The following is a 24,762-nucleotide window of genomic DNA, read 5'->3' as shown; positions in this document are numbered from 1 at the left end:
TTCCCAACTATCGGCTTAATACGTTGACCCATTTCTGGGTAGCGTTTTCCAGTAACCCGTAGACCTCTTCAAAGGCCTCGCGACTTTTTTTGTACGGATCCGCAATTTCCTGCTGATTGAGCCAGTGGCCAAGCAGCATGGTCTTTCCGCGTGCGGCTGGATCGATGCGATTCACCTGTTCAATATGGCGCTTTTCCATTACCAGAATCAGGTCATAGTCACGGCACATGCTGGCCGTTAATTGCTGAGCCTGATGCCCTTCCAGCGACACGCCGTGTTCGGCGGCCACAGCCAGGGCTTTCTGGTCCGCCGGATAGCCTTGCAGCGCGCTGAGCCCTGCGGAGGCAATCCGGATGTTTGGTAGCGCGCGTTTGAACAGACGCTCCCCGGTGGGGGAGCGGCAGATATTGCCGACGCAGACGACTAACACGGACTTAATCATGGCGAACCCTTAGTTCGACCAGTTGCGGAAACGAAGGGCCGAGGAGCTGGCATCGTCAATACCTACGATGGTCGGCAGCAGGCCCGAAATCACACGGTTCCAACGGGTGATTGGTGTCGCGGTGACATAGACGATGTCGTACGGCTCCAGTTGGAATTCGGTGCCCATCACCATCGATGCCGCATCTTTGGTATTCAATTGATAGATGTTGGCGATCTTGGTGCGGTTGGCGCCGCGAATCGGACGAATCACGAACACGCCGGTGGCATCAGAGGTGGTCTGATCCATACCCTGCGAGTTGCCCAGTGCTTCGGCCAGCGTCATGCCGCTGCGGTCCATCTTCAGCGTTGACTGCTGCTTCACTTCACCCATCACGAAGACTTTGAGATCGTCGTTACGTGGCACGTAAAGGATGTCGCCCGGATAGAGCAGATGGTTTTGGCTCAGGTCGCCGTTTTGCATTAGCGCCTGCAACGAAAGGCGTTGTTCTTTGCCGTTGTGCGTCAGCACCACGTTGCGCCAGTCAGCGTCAGCCGCTAAACCGCCGGCGGCGTTGACGGCATCCAGCACGGTCAGCGGCACGTTAGTGATCGCCTGTTGTCCGGAGGTGGTGACCGAACCGGTCACGTACGCTTTCTGCGAACGGAACGAGGCGACGTTAACGTCAACCTGCGGACTTTCGATGTATTGCGCCAGACGACGCGCCACTTCGCTGCGGATCTCGGTAACCGTTCGGCCTGCTACGCGCACTTTACCGATGTACGGGTAGAAAATGGTGCCATCTGCCTGTACCCAGTTACCAGTGTCGCTGGCGCTACGGTACTGACCGGCAGGTGTGGTCAACTCTGGGTGATCCCAGACGGTGACGTTAAGCACGTCGCCGACACCGATACGGTATTCGTAGCTCTGAATTTCATTTTGCAGCATCGGGTTAGCCTGCGCGACTAACGGCTTCGGACGCATCTGTTCAACCAGACGCGGCGTCAGCGGGAAGACGTTGACATATTTGTCGATGTCATAGTTGCTATCCTGTTGCTCTATGACATCTTTTCCACTGGTGGAAAGGTGAGAACCCGGCTCAATGGTGCATCCGGAGAGAAAAGTCGCGGATACCAGTAAAGGTATCAATTTAATTTTCATTATCATCTGATTCTTCGCTATCAGTTATTGATTGATAGAGGCGAAATCGCCCGCTGTGTAGCGTCTTACAAAAATGGAATGTGACGGGTTAAACACTGAAACTGTGGGTCATTATTATGCGCTCCCTTGGTTTTATGTTGTCACCGAGTCTAAAGACGACATCAATTAAAATGGTTATACAGACTCAATCAGTGCAGCTGTCTAATAACGACACACCCAGCACCCGCAGTTTTCAACCGGGGAGCTTGCTGCCCTCCCCGGCTTCGCTGTCTATCAATAGGCGCCATCGCGTTTCAGCACTACGCCAACCGTCTTAAACAGAATCGCGATGTCATTCCACAGCGACCAGTTCTTGACATACCACGAGTCGAAATAGACGCGTGTTTCATAGTCAACGTCGTTACGACCGCTAACCTGCCACAATCCCGTCATGCCTGGTTTCGCCATCAGGTAATAATCGACATCACCGGCATAACGGCAGAGCTCATCTTCAATCACCGGGCGCGGCCCCACCAGGCTCATATCGCCACGTACCACGTTCCACAGCTGCGGCAGCTCATCCAGACTGGTTTTACGGATGAAATGGCCGACTTTGGTGATGCGCGGATCGTTCTTCAGTTTGAAATCTTTATCCCACTCGGCGCGGGCTACAGGATCGGTACGCAGTACCTCTTCCAGCACCTCTTTCGAGTTAATCACCATTGAGCGGAATTTTAGGCATTTGAACTTACGGCCGCCTAAGCCCACACGTTCATGACCGTAAATCGGTGGTCCGCCATCGCGGCCAACCATAAATCCAAGGACCAGCAACGCCGGGGACAGCGCGAGGATAATGCTCAGCGCGCCGACGATATCGAATGCACGCTTAAGGAAACGTGACGTGCGCTTCGCCAGATTGTTATTCACACGCAGAATCATCACTTCATGGCTAAAGATGTAAGCCATGTCGGTGCCGTACAGCGGTACACCGCGCAGTGTTGGAATAACAGAAACCGAGCGGCAATTGTGCATCGCCAGAGTTTTCAGCCAGTGGTCGCGGTGCTGGCTCTGTTCGAACTCAACCGCCACGATGAATTGGGTTTCGCTGTTGGTCAGCTGCCACAACTCTTGTTCATTATGCAGCACAGGCACGCCTGAGATGCTGGCCTGTGGGCTGCTCTTATCGACATCGAAGAAGGCGATAACATCGAAGCCCATCACCTCTTCGCTCTGCAGCGCCTGCCAGGCTTCCTGGGCATTGCGGCTGCTGCCGATGATGATGGTTTGCTTCTTCCACATGCCATAATGATTCAGCACACGCTTAGAGATGGCGCGCGCTAAAGGAATCATAATCAACGCCAGAACCCAGGTCGCTACCCAGACAAAGCGCGACATTTGCCACTGTGAAAGGGCTGAAATTGACAAATCGATGACAGAGAAAATAAGAATGGTACGAAAGATCTCTTTGAGCTCGAACCAGAATGGCTTGCGATAGGTATAATGACGCAGGCGAACCCAGAACCAGCCCACGCAAATAACGGAAAGCGCAATGTGCGTAGCAATTTTTAAATGCAGGTATTTTTCAGATATATCTGCCAGTGGAGAATGGGTAAACGAATTAATCAATGCCATCGCAATAAATAATGCTGCGTTGAAACAAATTAAATCCGAGCACGCCAGTAAAATTTTTGTCAGAAGACTTTTATATGTAATTTCGTTATCGCGCATAGTTAACTCTTTTATATTATTTCTTTAATCCCTAATGCCTCAACGCTGTTTGATAAATGAGCGAAATATTCACTGCATTTGTTGAGGCAATCTGCGGTAAATTCTCTGAGGCCAAATCAATTCTCACAATAGTAAGCAAGAGAATTGTGATTAATACCAACAGATTAGTCCGACTTCCCTTACCACAGTGGCAGACCATTAAACCAAGAGAAAGGCGCTTCAGGCACGCTACCGCCCTTGGCTGTCGCTGCCAATACCGCTTTCATCCTAATTACAACTTGTTTTATGCGGCATTTTTGCGCTAATTACTGGCCGTGGTCCGCGTGCGATCACAGTTCGCAACATTAAGAGGCTAAGGAGCACGCTATAAACAACTTTGGCGCAGACATTTACTAACACGTTGCTATACTAGTTATTACTGGCTTGTTTACAAGTAGGCCCCGTGTTCCCTGCACTATTTTAGGAAAAAGACTACCAGCGATAAGTATTGATGCCAGCCCTTTCAGGCCATTCCCCTGCAAAATTCAGATTAATTCGATACTCAACCACGCAATAGACTGCATTAAAAATGCACGTGGTTATCTGCTGAAAAAAAATAATTGTCTCTTTCATTCAGGTGCAATCTTTATCCATACTTTCATCTTATCGGTGCAAATCGGCAATCAGCGATATTCTTCTCTCGTGGCTGACCCGCCAATTGACCGAGTCAGCGGCTATTTACAGTCTTAACGCCGTTTCACTATCATCAGATTAAGCGCATAACACAGACATTAAGGTGATTAACACATGTTGGAGTGGATCATTGATCCGTCGCTGTGGGCAGGATTAGTAACGCTAATCGTTCTGGAGCTGGTGTTGGGCATTGATAACCTGGTTTTCATTGCCATCCTCGTCGAAAAGCTGCCGCCGAAGGAACGCGACCGTGCGCGCATTATCGGCCTGCTTCTCGCGCTGGTGTCGCGTTTAGCGCTGCTCGCCTCACTTTCCTGGCTGGTAACCCTGACACAACCGCTGTTTACTCTGTTGCACCACGACTTCAGCGCCCGCGATCTGCTGCTGCTGTGCGGCGGCTTCTTTCTTCTTTATAAAGCCACCACCGAGTTAAACAGTCGCCTGGAAGGCGCTGACGAGGAAACCGGTCAAAATAAAAACGGTGCTAAATTCTGGCCGGTGGTGGCGCAAATAGTGGTGCTGGACGCCATCTTCTCGCTGGACTCGGTGATTACCGCCGTTGGCATGGTCAACGATCTGCCGGTGATGATGGCGGCAGTAACGATAGCGATTCTGCTGATGCTGCTGGCGAGTAAGCCGCTGACGCGTTTCGTTAACGGCCATCCGACCATCGTGATTCTCTGTCTGAGCTTCCTGCTCATGATCGGCTTCAGCCTGGTGGCCGAGGGGTTAGGCTTCATTATTCCGAAAGGGTATCTTTACGCGGCGATTGGTTTCTCTATCGTCATTGAGATACTCAATCAGTTGGCGATGTTCAATCGCCGCCGCTTTCTCACTGCCGGCCGTCCACTGCGTCAGCGCACGTCAGAAGCCGTTTTGCGCATTCTGCGCGGCGAGGCGCAGCGTGCGGAACTGGACGCCGATACCGCGTCACTGGTCAGCGACAGCGAAGAGGGCGCGCTATTTAACCGTCAGGAACGGCGCATGATTGCGCGCGTGCTGGGGCTGGGTCAGCGCCAGATTAATAGCATCATGACGTCGCGCCACGACGTCGAGCATATCGACCTCACCGAAGATCCGGCGGAGATCATGGCGAAGCTCGATCGCAATCAACACACGCGTATTCTGGTGACCGAACAGGGCCGCGACCCGCTCGGTGTGGTGCATGTGATTGATCTCCTGCATCAATCGTTGCACAGCAAATCACTGGATTTACGCTCGCTGATTCGCCAGCCATTAATCTTTCCTGAGCGCGTCACCTTATTACAGGCGCTGGAACAGTTCCGCAACGCGCGCACCCACTTCGCCTTTGTGGTGGATGAGTTTGGTTCGGTGGAAGGCGTGGTCACGCTGAGCGACCTGATGGAAACCATCGCCGGCAATCTGCCGAATGAAGGGGAAAAAATCGATGCGCGCTATGATATTCAAGTGCTGCCCGACGGCGGTTGGGTGGCGAATGGTCATATGCCGTTAGAGGATTTAGCCGTCTACGTGCAGCTGCCACTTGATGAAAAGCGCAATTACCACACGCTGGCAGGATTACTGATGGACAGCCTGCAACATGTGCCGCAGGAAGGCGAAGAGTTACAGATCGGTGATTATCTGCTGCGAACGTTGCAGGTAGAAAATCACCGCGTGCAGAAAGTGGAAATAGTGCCGATAGCACCGTAATTAACCAGGTCGCCATAAATGGCGACCTGGTTTCAGTTACGGCTGCTTCGCCGGTTGTTGGCGATCCAGCCACTGATTGAGCCGCGACTTCGCTTCGCTTTGCAATTGCTGACGCACCACGTCATCCACCGGCAACGAGTACTGCAGATTATTCCAGCTGCCGTACATGCGCAGCGGAATAGTTTGCTGATTCAGCAGCGCAGCTAATTTATCGTCGCCCTGCCAGCCGCGCAGCATCATATTAATGGTGACGTCGAGCTGCTGTTTAACCATATCGACATTGCCTTTGGTTTGCACCGCCAGACGACTATTGCCGCCCTGCAGATCCGGCAGGCTGAAGATGCCTTGCTTGAGACTCACGCGCCCACTCAACTGCTGAATGCCCTGGTCGTCGGGTTGATCGTTGGTGACACGATTACTGACGCGCGCCACCGCACGGCGCACCATCTGCTGCAGATTCAGCTGCGAAAGCTGCAAATTAGTGGCTTCCAGATCCGCACTGCCCTGCCAGTTACGTTTTGCCTCTTCAATGCTCAATCCAGCGCCGCTCACATCGCCTTGCAGTGAAACCGTGCCTTGCAGCGTTTCTGGCAGTTCTAATGCTTTCAGCAGCGGCGCAATGGCAATGTTATCCAGCTCAGGCTGGAATGCCACTTGCGTCACCGGTTTGCGGATATCCACCGAACCAGGAACGGAGAAATGGCCTTCGCCAAATTTGCCTTGCAGCTTACTTAGCGTCATCAAACCTTGCTGATTGCTGGCATCGATCTGCAGGTTGGTCAGCGTCAGGCCGCGCCACACGCTGCTATCGGCGGTGAGATTGAGCGTCAAATCCAGCTGATTCAGCGGCGAGTTGCTGTTATCACGCATTCGCGGTTCAGCAATCACTGGCGTGCTCACCACATTGGCTCGCTGCGGCGCGCTGCTATCCGTCACCGGTGCATTCGCCATCAACGCGTCGATGTCTAAACGGGTGGCGTGTAGCGCCAGATTAAGCTGCTGCGGCAGCGCCAGACGCCCCTCGGCGCTGCCATCCAGTGCGCTGTCATTGGCGGTGAGCTGCATCTTCTGTAGGGAGAAACGCTGATTGTCACCGTTCCATTCGCCCTGACCGCTCAAGGTGCCTTTGATGCCCTGCGTCGGCAGATTGGCGCCGTCGATGGCGTAATTCAACTCATCCAGCTGTCCGACCAGACGATGTGGGTATTGCGCCACATTCATTTGCCCTTTGAGATTGACGCTAACATTGCGCTGATTACGCGAAATTCGGGTAGCCAGGTTGATGCTAGCCTGTTTGCTGACATCCTGATCGAGGTTGAGATTGAGGTCGCGGAAATTATACTCGTCGCCGTCGGGCTGCTGCCAAATCAGCAGGCTGTCGGCGAGACGCAGTTTGCCAATGGTGAATGACCAGCCGTTATCGCTGCTGCTCACTGGCTCGGCATCACCCGGGCCTACTGGCGCGCCGCTCGGCTTTTGTGCGGCGCTGTCTGGCGTGACGCGGATGATGGCGTTTTTCAGCATCACCTGGCTGACGCTCAGCTGATGCGACAACAGCGGCCAGAGATGGACATCCAGGCGCATGTTATCGGCGGTGACCATCGGCTGCGTCGCGCCAGGCGCGGTCAGACTCATGCGTCCGGCGAGAATGCTAAGCTGCGGCCAGACGTGCCAGCGCAGATCGCCGCCTACCTGAAGCTGATAACCACTGCGCTGTTCTACCTGCTTTACCATGTAGGTGCGAAAGTCGTTGGGATTGACCAGCAACACCAATGCCGTCATGCCCGCTACCACCACCACTAACAGGATGGCCAGCGTTGTTATCACTCTTCTCATCACATCCTCATTGCCTTCATACTTCACGTTGCAGCAGCGTTGGCTGCGCTCGCTCACCCCGGTCACTTACTGATAGTCAGTCTTTGTCGATGCGGCTGGCATCCGCGCCCTGCTGACCACGATATTTGGCATCTTCGCGACGGTTATACGGTCGCGCAGCCGGGCCCGACAGCGGCTCAAAGCTCAATGCACCAATTAACATACCTGGACGCAGCGCCAGCGGCAGTTTGCCTGAATTATAGAACTCCAGCACGATGCGGCCTTGCCAGCCCGGATCGATACGGTGCGCCGTGACGTGCACCATTAAACCCAGGCGTGCCAGCGAAGAGCGGCCATCCAGCCAGCCGACCAGATCGTCAGGAATGGTGACCGATTCCAGCGTCACCGCCAGCGCCAGCTCGCCAGGATGCAGGAAAAAGGCTTCGCCTTCCGGCAGCACAATCTCGTCGCTCATCACACGGTCCAGCGCGGCACTGACTTCATGCTTTGGACCACTCAAATCAATAAACGCCGCCGTATGACCGCTAAAAGTGCGGAACTGATTGCCGAGGCGCACATCCACCGTGGCGCCGTTGATGCGTTCCACTGGCGGGCGCGGCTCAATCGCCAACTTTCCGTTGTCCAGCCAGGCTTCAATATCGCGATCGCATAATCTCATCGCAGGTACTCCATGAATTAAGTGTAGCGAATGGCTACGACAGCGCGTCACGCCGGGGCGGACGCCATGTCGTCAAAGATACTGATTAATCTTGGCCTTGAGGATATCAATGGCGATACGGTTTTTTCCGCCGCGCGGCACAATGATGTCAGCGTACTGCTTGGAAGGTTCGATAAATTGCAGGAACATCGGACGCACGGTCTTCTGATACTGGCTCATCACCGAATCCATGGAGCGACCGCGCTCATTCACATCGCGCTTCATGCGGCGCATCAAACAGATATCCAGCGGCGTATCGACGAAGATAGAGAAATTCATCTCCTGACGCAGGCGGGCATCGGTTAACAGCAAGATGCCTTCGAGAATGATGACTTTCTTCGATTTGAGATGAATACAGTCGCTGGTGCGGGTGTGCTCAACATAGCTGTAAACCGGCAACTCAATTTCCTGACCAGCTTTAAGCGCGCGCAGATGCTGCAACAACAGATCATGATCCATCGCACTCGGATGGTCATAGTTGGTTTTCACCCTCTCTTCCATAGTGAGGTGGCTCTGATCTTTATAGTAGGCATCTTCGGGGATCACACCGATATGCTCGTCACCGACCTGGTCACGGATTTCACGATAGAGCGTGCTGGCGATAAGACTTTTTCCGGATGCGGATGCACCTGCGATGCCAACGATCACGCACTGATGAGACTTGTCAGTCATACTTTTTTAAGACCTGATAACTGGAGCCTGCCTAAGCCGAAGCTGCAACGGGCCGAATGAGAGGGTTAGTTGGCGGCAATTATAGGTATTTCACCGGGTTGATGCCAGAGAAATGGGCCAACGGCTTTTCAGAATATCCCCTTTTGCAGCCAGACGCTTAATCGATACACTGTTCATCTGCCAACACTGCAGCTGGCGTTGGCACTCCGAATATAGCCGCAAGGAAAAGTATGAGCTGGAAAACCCTGACCTATTTTGGCGACAGCATGTTGCTGATCCCGACCGCGGTGATCATCGCGCTGGTCTTGCCATGGAAAAGCGACAACCGCCAAACCGTCTGGTATTGGGTGCTGGCGTTTGGTCTGGCTGGCCTGGTGGTGAGCGTCTCGAAAATCCTGTTTCTCGGCTTTGGCATTGGTAGCGCCCGATTCAACTTTACCGGCTTCAGCGGCCACAGCGCGATGTCGGCCACGCTCTGGCCGGTGATGATGTGGCTGATCTCCGGCCGCTGGTCGCCGCGCTGGCGCCTGTTTACCATTGGCATCGGCTATCTGATCCCGTTGATGGTTGGCCTGTCGCGCCTGGTCATCCACGCGCACTCCAAAAGCGAAGTGCTGGCGGGCCTGATGCTTGGCTTTACGCTTAGCACCGCATTCCTGCTGACGCAGCGCCGCACTTCACTAAAGGGCTTTAGCCTGCCGCAGATTGGCGTCGCGCTGCTGGTGCCGCTGTTGCTGCTGAGCCACGGCCGCGTCGCCACCACGCAACAGTTCCTCGAACGCTTCTCTGCCAATCTTGCCGGCTTAGAAAAGCCGTTTACCCGCGCCGATCTTTTTCGCTAATCCCGTTTGGCCCTTTGCGCGCAAAGGGCCAATCAATTCAGTGAATAACGACTAAAGTCGAATTCCCCGCAGACATCTCAAACAGATGTGCTAGCATGCAAAATAGTGATTGATTGGCGCATTTTCCATCGTGAATCAGGTGCGCGCTGCTGGATTCTTGCATGACCCTCGAGATACTAACTTCACAGGAAAGGCCACAGCGAACCTGGCTCAATGCCTTGCTCATTGGCGGGCTCACTTTTCTACTGACGCTATTTTGCCTGGAACTGATTGTTGTCAGTGGCCGTATTTCGCCGCTTTGGTACTCCACCGCGCTGATGACGGTGATCGTGTTTCGTGCCCACTCCAAACACGTTCCCTTACTGCTGCTTGCCTGCGTACTGGGTACCGCGTTGGCCAATCTGATCATTATTGGTCCCGCACTCAGTAACATTAAGTTCGCCATCTTAAATATGGTACAGGCGATTCTGGGCGGCGTGATGCTGCGCGCGCTGCTCGATCGCCGCGCCCCGCTCAATTCGTTACTCGACTGGGTGCGCTTTGCCCTGTGCGCCGGCCTGATTGCGCCGCTGTTAGGTGGCGTCGTGGCATTGTGGATGCTGCATGTGGGCAGCAATGCGTCACTGCCCTTCTTCTCGACGTGGGTGATTTCTGAGGTGATCGGCGTGCTGGCGTTTGGCCCGGTGTTATTGCTGTGGCCAAATAAACCGCTGCGCCAGATTTTGACGCCAGGCCGTCAGTTGGAAACCGGCCTGACGCTGCTTGTCACGCTGCTCGCCAGCTATTTGTCGCTGCGTTTTCTGCCGTGGCCCTTCACTTTTATTGTGGTGATTCTTTTTTGGTGCTCGGTGCGGCTACCCAAGTTCGAAGCGTTTCTGCTGTTCTTCCTCAACGCCAGTTTCATCTCGATTCTGCTGGCCTTTAACTGGGTCAACCTGGCGCAAAACGGCATGCTGCTCGGCCAGGTCAGCACATGGCTGCCATTTCTGTTGGTGCTGCTGCCGAGCCACGTGATGGCGCTGGTGATGGATGCCTTCCAGCGCGAGAAGCATCATATCAGCGAGAGTGAAACCCGCTTCCGTAACGCTATGGAATACTCCGCGATTGGCATGGCGCTGGTTTCGCCGAATGGCGGTTGGCAGCAGGTCAATCATTCGCTGTGCCAGACGCTGGGTTTCCCGGCCGATGAGCTGAAAAAGCTCACCTTCCAGCAAATCACCCATCCCGACGATCTCAACAACGATTTACAGCAGCTGGAGCGATTGGTGGCGGGTGAAATCATGACCTACACCATGGAGAAGCGCTATTTCCGCAAGGATGGCGAAATCGTCTGGGCGCGCCTGACGGTATCGATGGTGCGCGACGCCGCGCAACAGCCGCACTACTTCATCGCGCAGATTATCGATATCTCCGAATTGAAGCAGAGTGAGCAGATTAATCGACGCTTGATGGAGCGCATCACGCTGGCCAATGAAGCTGGCGGCATTGGCGTCTGGGAGTGGAATCTGCTGACCGGCGAGATGTTGTGGGACAAGCGCATGTATGAGCTATTTGGCTTAAGTCCGCACCAGACGCCCACCTACGATCTGTGGGTGCATCTGCTTGATCCGGCCGAGCGGGAAACCGCCACGCTTGCGGTGCAGCAGGCCATCGAACGCCGCAGCGCTTTCCAGCTGGAATACCGGATTAATTTACCGGAAGGCCCGCGCTACGTGCGCTCTGAGGCCAACCGCATTCTGAGTCAGGATGGTCAGATTGAACGTATGCTCGGCATCTGTCAGGACATCACGCCGCTGCGCGCGCTGAATGAAGCGCTGTTCCAGGAAAAAGAGCGCATGGCGATCACCCTCGATTCCATCGGTGAAGCGGTGATCAGTACCGATGATGAAATGCGCGTCACCTTTATGAATCCGGTGGCCGAAACGCTGAGCGGCTGGCCACAGGAAAAAGCCGCAGGCGTACCCATTACCGAACTGCTTAACATCACGCGCGGCGCGAGCGGCCCGCGCGTCGATAATTTGCTGTTGTGCCAGCTGCCGGACGAAAAAATCTCTCCCGAACTCGATGAAGAGCTGGTGCTGCATACACCAGACGGCACGCGCGTGGAGATCCACTACAGCATCACGCCGCTGAAAACCCTGACCGGCGCCAGCATCGGCGCGGTGATGGTTATTCAGGACGTCAGTGAATCGCGCAAGGTGATGAAGCGCCTGAGCTACAGCGCTTCACACGATATGCTGACGCGCCTGCCAAATCGCCACAGCTTCGAGCAGCGTTTGAAGCAGTTGGTGAACGATGCGGCGGCCAACCACACCCATCACGTCTTGGTATTTATCGATCTGGATAAATTCAAGGCGGTGAACGATACCGCCGGGCATGCCGCCGGTGATGCGCTGCTGCGCGAACTGGCAGAGCTGATGCCGCATCATCTGCGCAGCAGCGATATGCTGGCGCGTTTGGGCGGCGACGAATTTGGCGTGCTAATGCCGAATTGCGAAGTGGATCAGGTGCGCGACGTGGTGCAGCGTATCGTCACCGCCGTGAGCGAATATCGCTTTATGTGGCAGGAGCAGACTTATCACGTCGGCGCGAGTGCCGGCATCACGCAAATTGATCAACGTAACTGCATCAGCAATGTGGTGATGTCACAGGCCGATGTCGCCTGTTACAGCGCAAAACACGCGGGCCGTGGTCAGTATCACGTTTATCAGGAAGTGCAGATGTAATCTGCCACGTCTGCCCATTGCCAGCCCGTGCTGGCTGCGCTAAAGTCGCCCCCTTTTTTCCGGCATGGGGGATAAATATGTTTATCGGATTCGATTACGGCACAGCAAACTGCTCAATTGCGGTCAGCGATAATGGCACGCCGCGCCTGCTGACACTGGAGAATGGTCAGCGCTTGCTTCCCTCCATGATTTGCGCGCCAACGCGTGAAGCGATCAGCGAATGGCTGCATCGCCATCATCAGGTGCCAACGCCCGACAGCGAAGGCACCGCCTTATTGCAGCGTGCGCTGCGCTATAACCGCGAAGAAGATATCGACGTCACGCCAGGCAGCGTGCAGTTCGGTTTGACCGCGCTGCAGCAATATATGGTCGATCCCGAAGAAGTGTGGTTCGTGAAGTCACCGAAATCCTTCCTCGGCGCTAACGGCCTGAAGCCACAGCAGATCGCCTTCTTTGAAGATTTGGTGTGCGCGATGATGCTGCACATTCGTCAGCAAGGCGAAACCCAGCTCGATCGCCCGATTGAGCAAGCGGTGATTGGCCGCCCGATTAACTTCCAGGGTTTAGGCGGCGAAGAGGCTAACCAGCAGGCGCAAGGCATTCTGCTGCGTGCGGCACAGCGCGCCGGTTTTCGTGATGTGGAGTTCCAGTTTGAGCCGGTGGCGGCGGGCCTCGATTTCGAAGCCACGCTGCAGAAAGAGACGCGCGTATTAGTCGTCGATATCGGCGGCGGCACCACCGACTGCTCGATGCTGCTGATGGGGCCGGAATGGCGTCATAAAACCGATCGCCGTGAAAGTTTACTTGGCCACAGCGGATGCCGCGTGGGCGGAAACGATCTCGACATTATGCTGGCGTTTAAAACCCTGATGCCGCTGCTGGGGCTCGGTGGCAATACGCAGAAAGGCACCGCGCTGCCCGCGCTGCCGTGGTGGAATGCGGTGGCGATCAACGACGTTCCGGCACAAAGCGACTTCTATTCCGCGGCCAGCGGCAAACTGCTGCGCGATTTGATTCGCGATGCTGAACACAGCGACAAAGTGGCGCACCTGCTGAAAGTGTGGCAGCAGAAGCTGAGCTATCGTCTGGTGCGTGCAGCGGAAGAGAGCAAGATTGCGCTGTCGGAGGTGAAAGAGACCGATACCTCGCTGGCGTTTATCGCCGCGCAATTGCAGGCGCAAATTAGCGCTGCGCAGCTGGAAGAAGCGATTAATCAACCGCTGGAGCGCATTCTGGAGCAAGTGCATCTGGCGCTCGCCACCTGCGAAACCAAGCCGGAAGTGATTTATCTCACCGGCGGTAGCGCACGTTCTCCGGTGTTGCGTGCGGCGTTACAGCAGGCGCTGCCCGATACGCCTATCGCCAGCGGCGATGACTTCGCCTCGGTGACCGCCGGCCTCGCCCGCTGGGCTGAAGTGATGTTCAGATAATTCCCTCACCCTGCCCTCTCCCAAAGGGAGAGGGCAAAGTCACACATTCTGCCAGATTAGAAATTCACGTTCGCACTGATCCCACCCACAAACGCATCTTTCACTTCACTTACCGCCCCCGGCGCCACCACATATTGCAGGTTCGGACGCAGCTGCAGCCATTTGGTCAGCTGCGCGTTGTAGTAGATCTCATAGTTGTACTCTGAGCCATCCTGAATCGGCAGGTAGGTTGGGCTATTGAAGTCGGTCTCGCCGTTCGCGTTGTTCTGCTCACGCTGCGAACGCGTGTAAGCGCTGTTAACGTGAATACGTGCCGCACCCACACCAATCTCATCCTGCGGACGCGCATCAAACGGCCCTTTCCAGGTGAAGCTCACCGACTGATAATTATCCGTTTTCGAGGTTTTGTGGTCGTTCATCACCGCTTGAACGGTGACGCCCAAACCACGGCTGGCATCGCCGCCCTGCGCGGTCAGTTGCTGTTGCAGCAGCACGTAGCCGCCGTAAGCGTGATTCTGGCTCTGATAAGCCCCATCGCGCCAGCTGCCGTAGTTATCGCCGTTAGCCGAAGAGTAGTAATAGCCGATACGGTAATTACCCGGCAGCTTGTCGGCGCCTAACGTCGGTTTCCAGCCCAACTCTACCGGCACCAGATTGCCTTCGGAGTTGCTGGTATCAAGACGGAATCCGTCGCCGCGATCGTAGTTGGCGCGGTTCTGGTTATAGAAGCCCACCTGGAAGAACACTTCAGGTGTGATATTCACCTTCACGCGGCCGCCCCATTGGGACACCGGCCAGTTGAACCAGCGATCGCCACGCCAGTTACCGGCCTGGCCGCTACCGAACGCCAGGTTCTGGAACTTACTGTCAAAGTTATCGAAATCTTCACCGACGGTAACGCGACCGGCTTTCAGGTTCACGGTGTTATCGAACAGACCTTTGCTTAACCAGAACTGGGTTAAACGCCAGGTTTGGCCGCGTCCGTACACTTCCTGAGTGGAGGACAACATGCCGGTGCGACGATCGGCGACCTGGTCGGAAATGTTCTGACCATTACGATCGGTAATCGTCATCTGGAATTGCGCATCCTGCCAGTTGAGCAGTTTTTCCAGGTCGAAGTTAGCGCCAAACGCCCACTGATCGCTGTAGCGCATTGAGGTGTTGGTATCGGCGCCGCCCGCCAGATTGGAGCCGCTTTCCATGGTGTAGTTAACGTCGAATTTTATGCCGTCATTTTCCAGCTGCGTTCGGTAACCGCCCCAATCACCAAACATATAGGGAGAGTCGTAACTGAAAGCATCAGCGGCCAGCGCAGATGCACTCAGCATCGCAAACATCAGAGTTCCCGCTGCCAGGCGGGGTAAATGCTGCACTGCTTCTTTTCTGTTCATGATGGTTATTCTTATATGAAGTTACTGGAATGGATCGAACAGAGGATAGTGCTGAGGATTTGTCAGTTTTTGCAAATATGTGCGCAGTTTACCGCAGGATGATAGTGCGTTAGCGCAATTGTGACGTCTGTCGATGATTGAAAATCTTTTGCGGGAAATGGCATTTTTTGTGAGGCAGAACGGGAAAATAGCGGGACGCCGCAGCGTCCCTGAAAACCTTACAGTTTGCTGGCGCTCGCCAGCTCTTCGATCTCTTGCTTGCTGAGCTCGAGCTGGGTGGCTTTCACCAACTCATCCAACTGCTCCAGCGACGTGGCGCTGACAATCGGGGCGGTAATGCTCGGACGGGCAATCTGCCACGCCAGCGCCACCTGCGTTGCCGACACATCGTGCGAGGCGGCGACATCTTCCAGCGCTTCAACAATGCGCTTACCGCGTTCATTCAAGTACTTGTCGACGATGCCCTGCCCGCGCTGACTTTTGCTGGCATCCTCTGGCTTTTTGTACTTACCGCTGAGGAAGCCGCTGGCCAGCGAATAGTAGTTAATCACGCCGAGGCCATTTTTCACCGCAACCTGCTCCAGACCGCTTTCATACTCCTGGCGATCGTAGAGATTGTATTCCGGCTGCAGGGTTTCATAGCGCGCCAGGCCATGTTGCTTGCTCACGTCCAGCGCTTCCTGCAGACGTTTAGCGTCGTAGTTAGACGCGCCAATGGCACGCACTTTGCCCTCCTTGATCAGCGAATCAAAGGCTTTCAGCGTCTCCAGCAGCGGCGTCGCGTCATCATCGCGGTGCGCCTGATAAAGATCGATGACGTCGGTTTGCAGGCGGCGCAGCGAATCTTCTACCGCCTGACGAATGTAAGCCGGCTTGAGGCCGGTTTTCTCCGGCGACAGCTCCATGCCGACTTTGGTGGCCAGCACGATGCTGTCGCGCTTGCCGCTTTTCTTCAGCCATTTACCGATGATGGTTTCCGATTCGCCACCTTCGTTACCCGGCGCCCAGCGCGAATAAACGTCGGCGGTATCGATGAAGAACAAGCCCTTCTCCACCAGCGCATCAAGCAGGGAAAATGAGGTTTTCTCATCCACCGTCCAGCCAAACACATTGCCGCCAAAGGTGAGACGGGGAACTTCAATACCGCTGTCGCCGAGCTGGCGGAGTTTCTGTTGACTCATTTTGTTCTCCTTATTCAAACGAGACAGGTCTGTATTGAGCTTAGCAAAGGAAATTGCCGCGCTTATGCCTATTGCTGGCAGAATATTTACAGAATATGAATACTTACCTTCAATGGGGCGATATTCTTATTTCCTTCAATTTTTGCCCGGTCCGGGCGACTACAATCATTCGTTTGCGAAATGGCTATTTTTATATTTCGCATTGGGGAAAACGAAAAATGCTGGAGAGCACACGCCTTGATGAACCGTCGAATTAAAACAAGCTTACTGGCCGTAGCCGTGATTGCCGTACTGGCGGGCGGCTATTATTGGTGGCAGCATCCAGCGGAACCGAATAAACAGCCGCAGGCCGAAGGTCAGCAGCAGCGTGGTCGCGGCGCAGGTGGCAAACGCCCCTTAGCGCCAGTGCAAGCCGCCGCTGCCACCACCCAAAGCGTGCCGTATTTCCTCAGTGGCCTTGGCACCGTGACCGCCGCCAACACCGTTACGGTGCGCAGCCGCGTTGACGGCCAATTGATGGCGCTGCACTTCCAGGAAGGAGAGCAAGTGACCGCTGGCGCGCTGCTGGCGGAAATCGATCCGCGCCCTTATCAGGTGGCATTAACTCAGGCGCAGGGCCAACTGGCAAAAGACCAGGCTACGCTCGCCAACGCGCGCCGCGATCTCAGTCGCTATGAAAAACTGGCGAAAACCTCGCTGGTGTCGCAGCAGGAACTCGATACGCAACGTTCGCTGGTAAGCGAAACGCTCGGCACCCTTAAAGCTGATGAAGGCAACGTCGCCAGCGCCCAGCTCAATCTCACCTACAGCCGCATTACTGCGCCGATTGGTGGACGGGTCGGCTTGAAGCAGGTGGATGTCGGCAACTACATCACCTCCGGCGATACCACCGGATTGGTGGTGATCACCGAAACGCACCCCATTGACGTGGTGTTCAGCGTCGCCGAGAACAACATCAGCCAAATCCTCAAAGCGCAGAAAAGCGGACAGCCGCTGATCGTCGAAGCCTGGGATCGCAGCAACAAAACGCTGCTGACCAGCGGCACGCTGTTGAGCCTCGATAACCAGATTGATGCCACCACCGGCACCATCAAACTCAAAGCACGCTTCAGCAACGAAGATGACACGCTGTTCCCGAATCAGTTTGTCAATGCGCGTCTGAAAGTGGACACCTTGCAGGATGCGGTGGTGATCCCCACCGCCGCGTTGCAGATGAGCAACGACGGTCACTTTGTCTGGGTGGTCAACAGTGATAACAAAGTGAGCAAAAAACGCGTCACCGCTGGGTTACAGGATAGCCAGAAAGTGGTGATCAGCGCGGGCCTCGAAGCAGGCGAACGCGTGGTGACCGACGGGCTCGATCGCCTGACGGAAGGTGCCACCGTTGAAGTGGTGGCACCGCAAAGCGCCGCGACCCACAGCACGCGCGCTGCGCAGCCCGCACGCGGAGAGCGTCAATAATGCAGGTGATGCCTCCTGACAGCAGCGGTGGACCTTCGCGCCTGTTTATTCTGCGCCCGGTCGCCACCACGCTACTGATGATCGCCATTCTGTTAGCCGGCGTGCTCGGCTACCGTTTTCTGCCGGTCTCCGCGTTACCTGAAGTCGATTATCCGACCATTCAGGTGGTTACGCTCTATCCCGGCGCTTCTCCCGATGTGGTGACCTCTTCCATTACCGCGCCGCTGGAACGCCAGTTTGGCCAGATGTCCGGCCTGAAGCAGATGGCGTCGCAGAGTTCGGGCGGCGCGTCGGTAGTGACATTGCAGTTTCAGCTGACGCTGCCACTGGATGTTGCCGAGCAGGAAGTGCAGGCAGCGATCAACTCCGCCACCAATCTGCTGCCGAGCGATCTGCCAAATCCACCGGTCTACAGCAAAGTAAATCCGGCCGACCCGCCGATCATGACGCTCGCCGTCACCACCACCAGCATGCCGCTCACGCAGGTGCAGGATATGGTGGAAACGCGCGTGGCGCAGAAGATTTCTCAGGTTTCGGGCGTGGGTTTAGTCACGCTGTCGGGCGGGCAACGTCCTGCGGTGCGCGTGAAGATGAACACCCAGGCGCTGGCCGCGCTCGGCCTGACCAGCGAATCGGTGCGCACCGCCATTACTAACGCTAACGTCAATTCGGCGAAAGGCAGCCTCGACGGCCCAACGCGCTCAATTACGCTGTCGGCTAACGATCAGATGACCTCGGCGGAAGACTATCGCAAGCTGATCATCAGCTATAACAACGGCGCGCCGGTGCGACTGGGCGATGTGGCGACAATCGAACAAGGTGCCGAAAACAGCTGGCTGGGCGCCTGGGCGAACCGTCAGCAGGCGATTGTGCTGAACGTGCAGCGCCAGCCCGGCGCTAACATCATCGCCACCGCCGATAATATTCGCGCCATGCTGCCCGGATTAACCGCCACGCTGCCGAAATCGGTGGAGGTGAAACTGCTTACCGACCGCACCACCAACATCCGCGCGTCGGTCAGCGATACCCAGCACGAACTGATGCTGGCGATGGGTTTGGTGGTGATGATCATCTACCTGTTCCTGCGTAACGTTCCGGCGACCCTCATTCCCGCCGTCGCCGTGCCGTTGTCGCTGGTCGGCACCTTTGCCGCGATGTATTTCCTGGGCTTCTCGATCAACAACCTGACGCTGATGGCGCTGACCATTGCCACCGGTTTTGTGGTTGATGACGCCATCGTGGTGATCGAGAACATCTCGCGCTATATCGAAAAAGGCGAAAAGCCGCTGACGGCGGCGCTGAAAGGCGCGGGCGAGATTGGCTTTACCATTATCTCCCTCACCTTCTCGCTGATTGCGGTGCTCATTCCGCTGCTGTTTATGGGCGATGTGATTGGCCGCCTGTTCCGCGAATTCGCCGTGACGCTGGCGGTGGCGATTTTGATCTCCGCCGTGGTGTCGCTGACGCTGACGCCGATGATGTGCGCCCGCATGTTAAGCGCTGAATCGCTGCGCAAGCAGAACCGCTTCTCGCGGGCCAGCGAAGCGATGTTTGACCGCATTATTGCCCGTTACGGACGCGGCTTAAACGCGCGTGCTGCTGCATCCGTGGATCACCTTATCGGTAGCGCTCGGCACCTTGCTGATCACCGTGTTGCTGTGGATCGTGATCCCCAAAGGCTTCTTCCCGCAGCAGGATAACAGCATTATTCAGGGCACCTTGCAGGCGCCGCAGTCGGTCTCTTACGCCAACATGGCAGAGCGCACGCGCGATGTCGCCTCGATCATCATGAAAGATCCGGCGGTGCAGAGCATGACCTCGTTTGTCGGCGTCGATGGCACCAACGCCGCGCTCAACAGCGCGCGCCTGCAAATCAACCTGAAGCCGCTGGATGAGCGTGACGATCGCATTCCGGCCGTGCAGCAGCGTCTGCAACAGGCGTTAGCCAAAGTGCCCGGCATTTCCCTATGGCTGCAGCCGGTGCAGGATTTGACCATTGATACCCAGGCGAGTCGCACGCCGTACCAGTTCACGCTGCAATCTGGTTCGCTGGAGTCGCTGAGTTTGTGGGTGCCGAAATTGCTGGAGCAACTTAACACGCTGCCACAACTGAGCGACGTCAGCAGCGACTGGCAGGATCAAGGTCTGGAAGCCTTTGTAAGAGTCGATCGTGACAGCGCCAGCCGCCTCGGCATCAGCATGGCCGACGTGGATAACGCGCTGTATAACGCCTTTGGCCAGCGCCTGATCTCCACCATCTACACCCAGGCTAATCAGTATCGCGTGGTGCTGGAGCAGAACAGCGACGCCACGCCAGGACTGGCGAGCCTCGACGGCATTCGCCTGACCAGCAGCGACGGCGGCAGCGTGCCGCTTAACGCCATCGCGCAGATTGAGCAGCGCCACGCCGCGCTCAGCATCAACCATCTCGACCAGTTCCCGTCGGCGACCTTCTCATTTGATGTCGCGGAAGGGTATTCGTTGGGCGATGCGGTGAAAGCGGTGAGCGCAGCGGAAGATCAGGTAGGCATGCCCGCCGAAATGATGACGCAGTTCCAGGGCAGCACGCTGGCCTTTGAAGCGGCGCTGTCCAGCACCGTGTGGCTGATCGTGGCGGCGGTGGTGGCGATGTATATCGTGCTCGGCGTGCTGTATGAGAGCTTTATCCATCCCATCACTATTCTCTCGACGCTGCCCACCGCCGGTGTCGGCGCGCTGCTGGCGCTGATGCTGAGCGGTAATGAGCTGGATATCATCGCCATTATCGGCATTATTTTGCTGATCGGTATCGTGAAGAAAAACGCCATCATGATGATCGACTTCGCGCTGGCAGCGGAACGTGAGCAAGGCATGCCGCCGCGCGAGGCGATTTATCAGGCGTGCTTGCTGCGTTTCCGCCCGATTCTGATGACCACATTGGCGGCGCTGCTCGGTGCACTGCCGCTGATGCTGAGCACCGGCGTTGGCGCGGAGTTGCGTCATCCGCTGGGCATCGCCATGGTGGGCGGTTTGGTGGTGAGCCAGGTGCTGACGCTGTTCACCACGCCGGTGATCTATCTGCTGTTTGATCGCCTGTCGCACGCCACGCGCCGTCGCTTTAAGCGCCCGGAGGCGCAGTCGTGAAGTTTTTCGCGCTGTTTATCCATCGTCCGGTCGCCACCACTTTGCTGACGCTGGCGATTGCGCTGGCCGGTATTCTCGGCTTCCGTCTGCAGCCGGTGGCGCCGCTGCCACAGCTGGATTTCCCGGTGATTTTGATTTCGGCTTCGCTGCCCGGTGCGTCGCCGGAAACCATGGCGGCATCGGTGGCAACGCCGCTGGAACGCTCGCTGGGACGCATCGCGGGCGTCAGCGAAATGACCTCCACCAGCTCGCTGGGCAGCACGCGCATCATTCTGGTGTTCGATTTTGATCGCGACATCAACGGTGCGGCGCGCGATGTGCAGGCGGCGATCAACGCCGCACAAAGTCTGCTGCCAACCGGCATGCCGAGTCGTCCCAGCTATCGCAAAGCCAACCCTTCCGATGCGCCGATCATGATCCTGACGCTGACCTCGGACATTTATAATCCCGGTCAGCTGTATGATTACGCCTCAACGCAACTGGCGCAGAAACTGTCGCAGATTGAGGGCGTGGGCGATGTGACGGTCGGCGGCAGTTCGCTGCTGGCGGTGCGCGTTGAACTCAATCCGCAGGCGCTGTTCAACCAGGGCGTATCACTGGATGCGGTGCGCACCGCCATCAGCAACGCCAACCAGCGCCGTCCGCAGGGCGCGATTGACGATGTACAGCAGCGCTGGCAGTTACGTACCAACGGAGAATTGCAAACCGCCAGCGAATATCAGCCGCTGGTGGTGCACTACAACAACGGTGCGGCGGTGCGCCTCAGCGATGTCGCTAACGTGCAGGATTCGGTGCAGGATGTGCGCAACGCCGGGATGACCAACGGTAAAGCGGCGGTGCTGCTGGTGGTGCGTAAATCGCCGGAAGCCAACATCATCGATACCGTCGATCGCATTCGTGGCGAATTGCCGGAACTGCACGACGTGATCCCCGCCGCCATCGATCTGCAAATTGCGCAGGACCGTTCGCCAACGATTCGCGCCTCGCTGCATGAAGTGGAGCAGTCGCTGATCATCGCCGTCGCGCTGGTGATTCTGGTGGTGTTTGCCTTCCTGCGTGACTGGCGCGCCACGCTGATCCCCGCCGCTGCGGTGCCAGTTTCATTGATTGGCACCTTCGCCGCCATGTATCTGTGTGGCTTCAGCCTGAATAACCTGTCGCTGATGGCGTTGACCATCGCCACCGGTTTTGTTGTCGATGACGCCATTGTGGTGCTGGAGAACATTGCGCGCCACGTCGAAGCGGGCATGAAACCGCTGCAGGCGGCGCTGACCGGCGTGCGCGAGGTCGGTTTTACCGTGCTGTCGATGAGCCTGTCGCTGATTGCCGTGTTCCTGCCGCTGCTGATGATTGGCGGTATTATTGGCCGCTTCTTCTCGGAGTTCGCTATTACGCTGTCGGTGGCGATTCTGATCTCGCTGTTTATCTCGGTCACGCTGACGCCGATGATGTGCGCTTATCTGCTGAAACCGCAGGTCAAACGTAACCAGCCACGCATCCGCGGTTTCGGCAAGCTGCTGATGAAGGTGCAAAACGGCTACGCGCGCTCATTGGGCTGGGTGCTGAATCACGCCATTTGGGTGCTGATGTTGCTGCTCGGCACCGTGGCGCTCACCGTTTGGCTGTTCATCTCGATCCCGAAAACCTTTATGCCGGAACAGGATACCGGCCGCTTACAAGGTTTTATCTCGGCGGATCAGAGCATTTCGTTCCAGGCGATGCGCGGCAAGCTGCAGGATTTCATGAACATCATCAAAGCCGATCCGGCGGTGGATAACGTCACCGGCTTTACCGGCGGTTCACGCACCAACAGCGGCTCGATGTTCGTCTCGCTCAAGCCGCTCTCCGAGCGCAGCGAAAGCGCGCAGGAAGTGATCGCCCGGCTGCGTATCAAGCTGGCGAAAGAGCCCGGCGCCAATCTCTATCTCAACGCGGTGCAGGACATTCGCATTGGCGGACGTGAGTCCAACGCCAGCTATCAGTACAGTTTGCTGTCGGATAACCTGAATGATTTGCGCGAATGGGAGCCGAAAATCCGTCAGGCGTTCGCCGCCCTGCCCGAGCTGGCGGACGTCAACTCGGATCAGCAGGACAACGGCAGTGAAATGAACCTGACTTATGACCGTGAAAGCATGGCGCGGCTCGGCATTGATGTCTCTGCCGCTAATGCCCTGCTGAATAACGCCTTTGGTCAGCGCCAGATCTCCACCATTTATCAACCGCTCAACCAGTACAAAGTGGTGATGGAAGTTGATCCGCGCTACACCCAGGACATCAGTTCACTCGATCAGATGTTTGTGATTAACAGCGACGGCAAAGCGATTCCGCTGAGCTGGTTTGCCAAGTGGCAACCGGCCAACGCGCCGCTATCGGTGAACCACGAAGGCTTGTCGGCGGCGTCCACCGTTTCCTTCAACCTGCCGGAAGGCGTATCGCTGTCGCAGGCGTCTGAAGCTATTGACCGCACCATCACCGCGCTTGGCGTGCCTTCCAGCGTGCGCGGCAGCTTTGCCGGCACCGCGCAGGTGTTCCAGCAGTCGCAATCCAATCAGCTCTACCTGATGCTGGCGGCGATTGCGGCGGTGTATATCGTGCTGGGCATTCTGTATGAGAGCTACGTGCATCCGCTGACCATTCTCTCCACGCTGCCGTCGGCGGGCGTCGGCGCGCTGCTGGCGCTGGAGCTATTCAACACGCCGTTCAGCCTGATTGCGCTGATCGGCATTTTGCTGCTGATCGGTATCGTGAAGAAGAACGCCATCATGATGGTCGACTTTGCGCTGGATGCCGAGCGTAACGGCAATCTGTCGCCGCGCGACGCGATTTTCCAGGCGTGCCAGCTGCGTTTCCGCCCGATACTGATGACCACGCTCGCCGCGCTGTTTGGCGCACTGCCGCTGGTGCTAACCAGCGGTGACGGCGCGGAGCTGCGTCAGCCGCTCGGCATCACCATCGCCGGGGGGTTGGTGATGAGCCAGCTGCTGACGCTCTACACCACGCCGGTAGTCTATTTGATGATGGATAAGCTGCGGCGGCGTAAGAAAAAGGTTCAACTGATAGCTGAATGACTTGCTACACACGCTTGCTATGTAGCACCAAGAGCGTAAACTTTGACCAGTTCAATACTGAGGAGGTTTATATGTCACAAGGTACCGTGTTTACCAGCAACAGGACGCAAAACGTTCGCATTCCAGCAGACGTTCGTTTTCCTGATGATGTGAAAAACGTCACTGTGAGAGCAATCGGCAAGGAGCGCATCCTCACGCCCATAGAGAACGCCTGGGACAGTTTTTTCCTCGACGGTCCGACGGTGAGCGATGATTTTATGGATGAGCATGCTTCGCAGGAACAATCTGAGCGGGAAGCGTTTTAATGCATCGCTACATGCTGGATACCCATATTGTTATCTACGTCATCAAGCGGCGGCCGATTGAAGTGCTCGAACGTTTCAACGCCAATGTCGGCCGGATGGTTATCTCGACGATCACCCTGGCGGAGCTGTTTCATGGCTCAGAAAAGAGCGCCTTTCCAGAGCGGAACTTACGTACCGTTGAAGATTTTGTCTCACGCCTTGATGTGCTGAATTACGATGCCAAAGCCGCTTTCCATTATGGCGCTATCCGCGCAGAACTGGAGAAAAATGGCACGCCTATCGGTCTGAACGATCTTCACATCGCCGCTCATGCCCGCAGTGCCGCCCTGACGTTGGTATCGAACAATTTGCGTGAGTTTTCACGCGTGAATGGGCTGATCTGCGAAAACTGGATCTGA

Annotated in this window: 16 protein-coding genes and 1 pseudogene; 9 read left to right on the top strand and 8 right to left on the bottom strand. The window is 56.2% G+C overall.

Annotated elements, in window-relative coordinates; translation table 11 throughout:
• Window positions 1–7: 7 nt before the first annotated feature.
• The 3 genes from Q3H59_RS07075 to wbaP form a co-directional block, all read right to left on the bottom strand.
• A complete protein-coding gene (locus tag Q3H59_RS07075; RefSeq protein ID WP_101763362.1) occupies window positions 8–442 on the bottom strand; it encodes a protein tyrosine phosphatase in 435 nt (144 codons plus the stop codon).
• Window positions 443–451: 9 nt separating this feature from the next.
• On the bottom strand, window positions 452–1,582 hold the full coding sequence (locus Q3H59_RS07070; protein WP_101763361.1) for a polysaccharide export protein: 1,131 nt from the start codon (window positions 1,580–1,582) through the stop codon (window positions 452–454).
• A gap of 273 nt (window positions 1,583–1,855) precedes the next feature.
• Window positions 1,856–3,289, bottom strand: coding sequence for an undecaprenyl-phosphate galactose phosphotransferase WbaP (gene wbaP, locus Q3H59_RS07065; protein WP_101763360.1), 1,434 nt, complete (start codon window positions 3,287–3,289; stop codon window positions 1,856–1,858).
• Between the two features lie 786 nt (window positions 3,290–4,075).
• On the opposite strand from wbaP, the gene Q3H59_RS07060 reads away from it, so the two are divergent.
• Window positions 4,076–5,632 carry a TerC family protein gene (locus Q3H59_RS07060; protein WP_110866646.1) on the top strand — a complete coding sequence of 519 codons (1,557 nt, stop codon included), beginning with the start codon at window positions 4,076–4,078 and terminating at the stop codon, window positions 5,630–5,632.
• Between the two features lie 36 nt (window positions 5,633–5,668).
• On the opposite strand, the gene asmA is transcribed toward Q3H59_RS07060, so the two are convergent.
• The 3 genes from asmA to udk form a co-directional block, all read right to left on the bottom strand.
• Complete coding sequence (asmA, locus tag Q3H59_RS07055; protein ID WP_309833997.1) at window positions 5,669–7,468, bottom strand: outer membrane assembly protein AsmA; 1,800 nt, start codon at window positions 7,466–7,468, stop codon at window positions 5,669–5,671.
• Between the two features lie 76 nt (window positions 7,469–7,544).
• Window positions 7,545–8,126, bottom strand: a complete 582-nt coding sequence (gene dcd, locus Q3H59_RS07050; RefSeq protein WP_007888946.1) for a dCTP deaminase — start codon at window positions 8,124–8,126, stop codon at window positions 7,545–7,547.
• A gap of 72 nt (window positions 8,127–8,198) precedes the next feature.
• The gene (gene udk, locus Q3H59_RS07045) at window positions 8,199–8,837 is read right to left on the bottom strand and encodes a uridine kinase (RefSeq protein WP_008104883.1); all 639 of its coding nucleotides are present in this window, start codon (window positions 8,835–8,837) and stop codon (window positions 8,199–8,201) included.
• A gap of 230 nt (window positions 8,838–9,067) precedes the next feature.
• Between udk and Q3H59_RS07040 the strand changes: the two genes are divergently transcribed.
• From Q3H59_RS07040 to yegD, 3 genes are all read left to right on the top strand, one after another.
• Window positions 9,068–9,679, top strand: coding sequence for a phosphatase PAP2 family protein (locus Q3H59_RS07040; RefSeq protein ID WP_101763357.1), 612 nt, complete (start codon window positions 9,068–9,070; stop codon window positions 9,677–9,679).
• Window positions 9,680–9,840: 161 nt separating this feature from the next.
• A complete protein-coding gene (locus Q3H59_RS07035) occupies window positions 9,841–12,405 on the top strand; it encodes a diguanylate cyclase (protein WP_280171867.1) in 2,565 nt (854 codons plus the stop codon).
• Window positions 12,406–12,482: 77 nt separating this feature from the next.
• On the top strand, window positions 12,483–13,835 hold the full coding sequence (gene yegD, locus Q3H59_RS07030) for a molecular chaperone (protein WP_309833989.1): 1,353 nt from the start codon (window positions 12,483–12,485) through the stop codon (window positions 13,833–13,835).
• A gap of 56 nt (window positions 13,836–13,891) precedes the next feature.
• Here yegD and Q3H59_RS07025 read toward each other — a convergent pair whose 3' ends face one another.
• Entirely contained in the window at window positions 13,892–15,226 is a 1,335-nt protein-coding gene (locus Q3H59_RS07025) for a carbohydrate porin (protein ID WP_309833987.1), read from the bottom strand.
• A gap of 218 nt (window positions 15,227–15,444) precedes the next feature.
• Window positions 15,445–16,407 carry an aldo/keto reductase gene (locus Q3H59_RS07020; RefSeq protein WP_309833985.1) on the bottom strand — a complete coding sequence of 321 codons (963 nt, stop codon included), beginning with the start codon at window positions 16,405–16,407 and terminating at the stop codon, window positions 15,445–15,447.
• 240 nt (window positions 16,408–16,647) lie between these two features.
• Here Q3H59_RS07020 and Q3H59_RS07015 point away from each other — a divergent pair, with 240 nt between their 5' ends.
• The 5 genes and pseudogenes from Q3H59_RS07015 to vapC all read left to right on the top strand — a co-directional run bounded on the left by Q3H59_RS07015 (window position 16,648) and on the right by vapC (window position 24,762).
• Window positions 16,648–17,868 carry an MdtA/MuxA family multidrug efflux RND transporter periplasmic adaptor subunit gene (locus Q3H59_RS07015; protein ID WP_222212064.1) on the top strand — a complete coding sequence of 407 codons (1,221 nt, stop codon included), beginning with the start codon at window positions 16,648–16,650 and terminating at the stop codon, window positions 17,866–17,868.
• A pseudogene (locus Q3H59_RS07010) lies at window positions 17,868–20,991 on the top strand (MdtB/MuxB family multidrug efflux RND transporter permease subunit). Before Q3H59_RS07015 ends, Q3H59_RS07010 begins: the two are co-directional and overlap by 1 nt.
• Window positions 20,988–24,059, top strand: a complete 3,072-nt coding sequence (gene mdtC, locus Q3H59_RS07005) for a multidrug efflux RND transporter permease subunit MdtC (protein WP_309833982.1) — start codon at window positions 20,988–20,990, stop codon at window positions 24,057–24,059. Before Q3H59_RS07010 ends, mdtC begins: the two are co-directional and overlap by 4 nt.
• A gap of 71 nt (window positions 24,060–24,130) precedes the next feature.
• The gene (gene vapB / locus Q3H59_RS07000; RefSeq protein ID WP_217548658.1) at window positions 24,131–24,364 is read left to right on the top strand and encodes a type II toxin-antitoxin system VapB family antitoxin; all 234 of its coding nucleotides are present in this window, start codon (window positions 24,131–24,133) and stop codon (window positions 24,362–24,364) included.
• Complete coding sequence (gene vapC, locus Q3H59_RS06995) at window positions 24,364–24,762, top strand: tRNA(fMet)-specific endonuclease VapC (protein WP_217548660.1); 399 nt, start codon at window positions 24,364–24,366, stop codon at window positions 24,760–24,762. The genes vapB and vapC overlap by 1 nt, the downstream gene beginning before the upstream one ends.

This window comes from Pantoea sp. SORGH_AS_0659, assembly GCF_031453915.1.
Taxonomy (GTDB): domain Bacteria; phylum Pseudomonadota; class Gammaproteobacteria; order Enterobacterales; family Enterobacteriaceae; genus Pantoea; species Pantoea leporis.
This window is presented reverse-complemented; position numbering and strand designations above follow the sequence as displayed.

Coding starts and splice junctions, on each gene's coding strand:
- asmA (WP_309833997.1), bottom strand. CDS start 7,468: ATGAGAAGAGTGATAACAACGCTGGCCATCCTGTTAGTGGTGGTGGTA.
- Q3H59_RS07060 (WP_110866646.1), top strand. CDS start 4,076: ATGTTGGAGTGGATCATTGATCCGTCGCTGTGGGCAGGATTAGTAACG.
- vapB (WP_217548658.1), top strand. CDS start 24,131: ATGTCACAAGGTACCGTGTTTACCAGCAACAGGACGCAAAACGTTCGC.
- dcd (WP_007888946.1), bottom strand. CDS start 8,126: ATGAGATTATGCGATCGCGATATTGAAGCCTGGCTGGACAACGGAAAG.
- Q3H59_RS07025 (WP_309833987.1), bottom strand. CDS start 15,226: ATGAACAGAAAAGAAGCAGTGCAGCATTTACCCCGCCTGGCAGCGGGA.
- udk (WP_008104883.1), bottom strand. CDS start 8,837: ATGACTGACAAGTCTCATCAGTGCGTGATCGTTGGCATCGCAGGTGCA.
- Q3H59_RS07040 (WP_101763357.1), top strand. CDS start 9,068: ATGAGCTGGAAAACCCTGACCTATTTTGGCGACAGCATGTTGCTGATC.
- wbaP (WP_101763360.1), bottom strand. CDS start 3,289: ATGCGCGATAACGAAATTACATATAAAAGTCTTCTGACAAAAATTTTA.
- Q3H59_RS07020 (WP_309833985.1), bottom strand. CDS start 16,407: ATGAGTCAACAGAAACTCCGCCAGCTCGGCGACAGCGGTATTGAAGTT.
- yegD (WP_309833989.1), top strand. CDS start 12,483: ATGTTTATCGGATTCGATTACGGCACAGCAAACTGCTCAATTGCGGTC.
- Q3H59_RS07070 (WP_101763361.1), bottom strand. CDS start 1,582: ATGAAAATTAAATTGATACCTTTACTGGTATCCGCGACTTTTCTCTCC.
- Q3H59_RS07075 (WP_101763362.1), bottom strand. CDS start 442: ATGATTAAGTCCGTGTTAGTCGTCTGCGTCGGCAATATCTGCCGCTCC.
- Q3H59_RS07015 (WP_222212064.1), top strand. CDS start 16,648: ATGAACCGTCGAATTAAAACAAGCTTACTGGCCGTAGCCGTGATTGCC.
- vapC (WP_217548660.1), top strand. CDS start 24,364: ATGCATCGCTACATGCTGGATACCCATATTGTTATCTACGTCATCAAG.
- Q3H59_RS07035 (WP_280171867.1), top strand. CDS start 9,841: ATGACCCTCGAGATACTAACTTCACAGGAAAGGCCACAGCGAACCTGG.